4 protein-coding genes are annotated in these 1538 nt (G+C 30.5%); all 4 read right to left on the bottom strand.

The window, feature by feature from the left end; genetic code table 11:
* Window positions 1-153: 153 nt before the first annotated feature.
* From AOG54_RS03430 to AOG54_RS03440, 4 genes are read right to left on the bottom strand one after another with little or no spacing between them, the layout of a single operon-like run.
* A complete protein-coding gene (locus AOG54_RS03430; protein WP_156318751.1) occupies window positions 154-303 on the bottom strand; it encodes a hypothetical protein in 150 nt (49 codons plus the stop codon).
* A gap of 7 nt (window positions 304-310) precedes the next feature.
* Window positions 311-634 carry a hypothetical protein gene (locus AOG54_RS03435; protein WP_055032421.1) on the bottom strand — a complete coding sequence of 108 codons (324 nt, stop codon included), beginning with the start codon at window positions 632-634 and terminating at the stop codon, window positions 311-313.
* Between the two features lie 50 nt (window positions 635-684).
* A complete protein-coding gene (locus tag AOG54_RS09675) occupies window positions 685-855 on the bottom strand; it encodes a transposase (protein ID WP_156324181.1) in 171 nt (56 codons plus the stop codon).
* Window positions 830-1192 (bottom strand): transposase, encoded by a 363-nt coding sequence (locus tag AOG54_RS03440; RefSeq protein WP_055032422.1) that lies wholly within the window; start codon window positions 1190-1192, stop codon window positions 830-832. Before AOG54_RS03440 ends, AOG54_RS09675 begins: the two co-directional genes overlap by 26 nt.
* Window positions 1193-1538 lie beyond the last annotated feature (346 nt).

Consider the following 1538-nt stretch of genomic DNA (forward strand, 5'->3'; position numbering starts at 1 on the left):
TTAGGTAAATGGAATAATGATAGTAGTTTCAGGGAATATTACAGAGGATTTTTAAAGAATTTGAAAGATAGTTACAGAAGAAGAAAGATTAATTATTATAAGAGTTCAATGCTCAATGTCTCATGAAATGGAAAGATTTTTGTTTAAGAATCACTATCCAACATCATTATCAAATAAGGATGAATCATTTACATTTGCAGATGATATGTATGCATTCAGTGGAACTGTAAATGGGAATACTACTGCAGGGACATGTACCTTCATTCCATCTGATATTCCCTTATAGCTGCCTGGTCCATTCATTAATGTTTTAATGAATGTTGAGTCTATAAGCAAGCACACGCATGTATTTGCTGTATACCCTGTAGTTATGTGCCTTGATGTATGGATCTAATAATTTATAGAAGAGTTGAATGAATGGCATGTACGGTTTATTGCTATTGAGTTTTGACAGCCATGACCTGCTTATTCCATTGTCAATGGATGTATCGGTTAAATCACAGCCATGCAGTGCACTGTAAATTATGGCATATGCATGGTCAATGAATTTAATCCTCTTTGAGTTTATATCAAGATTCATTGATTCTGATATTTCATTAGCAGGTTTATTCAGTATCTTCTTCACTGTTTTCATAATAATTGAAAATTAAATTATCCTATAAATATGACATGGTAGGACAAGGGTTAAGTATTGGAAACTGGTAATAAATATTTTATTCCATCCTCTATCCTTGTTTCTAGGAATTCCTTAACCTTTTTATCAAGCTCCCTATTCAGTGATGATACGTACTCAGGTGATACAGTTACACCCAAATTATTTATTATATTGTTAACAGATCTTGTTGATACCTCCATGGATATATGATTCTGCTATTACAGAGTTTAAAGCCTTTTCCACTGTGAAGTATCTGTCAAATACAGTGGTTTCAAATGATCCTGATCTTATATCAGGCTTATCCAGTATTAGTTCACCATCCACAGTCTTTAATTTCCTCTTCTTGGTTCCATTCCTGTATCCTGTTCTTTCATTAGTTCTTTCATAGGATTCTGCATTTAACGGCCCATTAAGCTCCTCTTTCATTACATTGTTTAAGAACCATGTAACGAAATTTTTCTTTCCCTCTGTTCTGTCCTCTATGAAAACCTCTATTAATTCTTCTATACTTATTAATTGACTCTTTGTCTTTGTCATTTTGCTTACCTCATTATGATATTGCAAAGAGTCACTTTAAATTTACAGCAAAATAATTACATTATCGAACAGAGCAATAAATTAACAATATCTTTAAAAAATTTATTTAATATATGGAAATAATACTAATAGCATAGTTAAAGATTTCATAGAACGTCTTACACGGTTAAATACAATTTAAAGGCATTAAAATATATCTTTAGTATATTTTTATAAGGCACGGTGCTTAACAGGATTTAAATAAGAGATTAGAATAAAATATTAATTTTATATAATGGATTTGATAAAAATAATTCAGTTTAAAGACAAATATGACACAGTGTAGCACACTGTATATTAAAATTAT

The sequence above is a fragment of the Acidiplasma aeolicum genome, assembly GCF_001402945.1.
Classification (GTDB): domain Archaea; phylum Thermoplasmatota; class Thermoplasmata; order Thermoplasmatales; family Thermoplasmataceae; genus Acidiplasma; species Acidiplasma aeolicum.

What these genes read in the sequence shown, in the direction of transcription:
- AOG54_RS03440 (WP_055032422.1), bottom strand. Translation starts at nt 1,192, where the DNA reads ATGACAAAGACAAAGAGTCAATTAATAAGTATAGAAGAATTAATAGAG.
- AOG54_RS03430 (WP_156318751.1), bottom strand. Translation starts at nt 303, where the DNA reads ATGAATGGACCAGGCAGCTATAAGGGAATATCAGATGGAATGAAGGTA.
- AOG54_RS09675 (WP_156324181.1), bottom strand. Translation starts at nt 855, where the DNA reads ATGGAGGTATCAACAAGATCTGTTAACAATATAATAAATAATTTGGGT.
- AOG54_RS03435 (WP_055032421.1), bottom strand. Translation starts at nt 634, where the DNA reads ATGAAAACAGTGAAGAAGATACTGAATAAACCTGCTAATGAAATATCA.